4 protein-coding genes are annotated in these 2,785 nt (G+C 57.4%); 2 read left to right on the top strand and 2 right to left on the bottom strand.

The genetic code is table 11. From position 1 onward, the window contains the following. On the top strand, positions 1 to 316 hold a 316-nt coding region (locus tag ACFDSS_RS14470), incomplete at its 5' end, for a glutaredoxin domain-containing protein (protein WP_375256417.1). Between the two features lie 35 nt (positions 317 to 351). On the opposite strand, the gene ACFDSS_RS14465 is transcribed toward ACFDSS_RS14470, so the two are convergent. Further along, the gene (locus ACFDSS_RS14465; RefSeq protein ID WP_375256416.1) at positions 352 to 738 is read right to left on the bottom strand and encodes a cell division protein ZapA; all 387 of its coding nucleotides are present in this window, start codon (positions 736 to 738) and stop codon (positions 352 to 354) included. Continuing rightward, entirely contained in the window at positions 725 to 1,195 is a 471-nt protein-coding gene (locus ACFDSS_RS14460) for a hypothetical protein (protein WP_375256415.1), read from the bottom strand. Before ACFDSS_RS14460 ends, ACFDSS_RS14465 begins: the two co-directional genes overlap by 14 nt. A gap of 252 nt (positions 1,196 to 1,447) precedes the next feature. Here ACFDSS_RS14460 and ACFDSS_RS14455 point away from each other — a divergent pair. Beyond that, on the top strand, positions 1,448 to 2,785 hold a 1,338-nt coding region (locus tag ACFDSS_RS14455; RefSeq protein WP_375256414.1), incomplete at its 3' end, for a thiamine pyrophosphate-dependent enzyme.

Below are 2,785 nucleotides of genomic sequence, written 5' to 3'. Positions count from 1 at the left end.
AAAAGTTGTTAGCCTTGACCAACTCTGCCTCTCGCCGCAATGCGGGTTCTCATCCCGTGTGGCTGGTGTGCTGAACTTCATGGGTGTCGATTTCAGTGATGTAAACGTGCTGGCGGACGACGCCATACGTCAAGGCATCAAAGACTATTCCGACTGGCCCACAATCCCGCAGCTCTACGTTAAAGGAGAATTCGTGGGCGGTTGCGACATCATCACAGAGATGACCCTCTCGGGCGAGCTTGATACGCTGTTCGCGGAAAATGACGTGACATTCGACAAGGATGCCGCTGACAAAATTCGCGAAGCCAACGCCTAAAGCGATCGGGGCCGCGGTGCAGCGGCCCTATCTGACTATTTCGCCTCGATCTGGTCGGCCAGGGCTTCTGCCCGGGCAGCAAGCTCAGCAAAACCTTCGGTCACATGGGCAGGTACCACTGGCACCTCGACGCGGATCGGATCAGGGGCAGGCTGCGCATTCAACTTCTCAACATAATCGCGTGCTTCGTCCATTTCCGCCTCAAGCGTTCGGACCCTGTCCTCCAGCCCTGCGGTCTTGTCGGCAAGCATCAGACCCGCCATCAATAACATGCGCGCCTCAGGCAGACGCCCGATCTGGTCAGCCAGATGTTTGGCTTCCACATCAAGCATTGCAGCCGCTGAATGCAGGTAATGCTCTTCACCGTCCTGACAGGCGACATCAAATGTGCGGCCCGCGATGACAATCTCAACCTGTGGCATTGGCGCTCTCCGAGATGAGGGGTTTGAGTTCGGCAATGATCGCGTCTATTTCAGCAGCATCCGCGTTGCGCTGCGCCGCAAGCGATGCGACTTCGGCTGCCACAGCTTCATCATGCAGCTCCGGTGCCAGACCGTCGGTGACTGCCTGGCGCAGCTTTGTGTTCATCTCGCGCAATGCAACGTTTGCCGCCCGAAGTGACTGTAATTCGGCGTCGAGTTTTGAAAGCTGGTTGCGCTGGCTCTCAACGCGTTGGGTCAAGGATGTGACTTGCGTATCCTGCCGGTCTTTCAGTGCGGAGACGCGTGCCTCCAATTCGGCATTCTTTACCCGCTCCTTTTCGAGAGCGGATCCAAGTGCAGCATCACCACCCTCGGCCGTCACTCGGGCATCGAGGCCCTTGCGGATGCGGTCGAGCGCTTGCGCGAGCCGCTCCTCTAATACACCGATATCACTCATCCTCATGTCCTTTCGAAGCAGCCTATGCGCCGCCTTCGGATCCTGCCATCAGTGGCCCTTGCGGCCTAATGCTGCATCAAGCGCACCGAATCGCGATCTGTTTGGAGCAGCGTATGCCATCCCTACGGTCCTCGCAAACAGCCGCTCCCCTGAAATAAGAAGAACTTAGCCGTCACGCTTGATCTATGCAGGTGGCCTGATATGAGGCTTGGCAAAGATGACGCTCTTCATGAAGAATAGGACCTGACCACCTTGGATATTGCAGCCCTCCGCTCCGCCCACCCCGATCACTGGAACAAAGCAACCGCCATTCGGACCCTGACGTTGGATGCTGTTGCGGCCGCCAACTCCGGCCACTCAGGTATGCCGATGGGCATGGCTGACGTCGCCACGGTTCTTTTTGAAAAGCACCTCAAGTTTGATCCGAAGGCGCCTGACTGGGCGGACCGTGATCGCTTCATTCTTTCCGCTGGTCATGGCTCCATGTTGCTTTATGCGCTGATGTATCTGACCGGATATGAAGATATGCCACTGCAGCAGATCAAAGACTTCCGGCAATGGGGTGCGAAAACCGCAGGCCACCCCGAATTCGGCCATGCACGCGGTATCGAAACAACAACTGGTCCGCTTGGTCAGGGTCTAGCAAATTCTGTTGGATTTGCCATCGCAGAGGAAATCCAGCGCGCCACTTGGGGCAAAAAGATCGTCGATCACAATACTTATGTTATGGCCGGTGACGGCTGCCTGATGGAAGGCATCAGCCACGAAGCAATCGCGCTTGCGGGGATGCAGAAGCTGCGCAACCTAATTGTCTTCTGGGACAACAACAACATCACAATCGACGGCACCGTTGATATCGCCGACATCACCAATCAGCAGATGCGCTTTGAGGCCTGTGGCTGGCACGTTCAGTCCATCGACGGCCACGATCCCGAAGCGATTGATACCGCAATCATCGCGGCCAAGGCAGACCCGCGCCCGTCCATGATTGCCTGCAAAACCCACATTGCTCTGGGTCACGCCGCGCAGGATACCTCAAAGGGTCACGGCGCATTGACGGATGCGGACCAACTCAAAGCCGCCAAGCAAGCTTACGGCGCACCTATGGGTGCGTTTGAAGTCGCGGCGGACGTCAAGGCACAATGGGAAGCCATCGGTGCGCGCGGTGCGACGGCCCACGCGGAATGGGACGCGCGGTTTGAAAAGCTGTCCAACAGCAAGAAAAACGAGTTCACCCGTATCTACGCGGGCGAAGCACCCAGGCGTCTGGCGTCCACGATCCGTGCGCTGAAAAAACAAATCAGTGAAACCGCGCCGAAAGTCGCGACCCGCAAATCATCCGAGAACGTGCTGGCCGCGATTAACCCGATCATGCAGGAAACCATCGGGGGTTCTGCTGACTTAACGGGTTCGAATAACACGCTGACCTCTGATATGGGCGTTTTCCACCCTGACAGGCGCAAGGGCCGCTACATCTACTACGGTGTGCGCGAACATGGCATGGCCGCTGCGATGAACGGCATGGCACTGCATGGCGGCGCACGGCCTTATGGCGGCACGTTCATGTGCTTTACGGACTACGCACGTGGT

This window comes from Yoonia sp. (genome assembly GCF_042093035.1).
In the GTDB taxonomy this organism is placed as follows: Bacteria; Pseudomonadota; Alphaproteobacteria; order Rhodobacterales; family Rhodobacteraceae; genus Yoonia.
The sequence above is the reverse complement of the archived record's forward strand: the minus strand, read 5'-3'. Positions and strand labels throughout refer to the sequence as shown.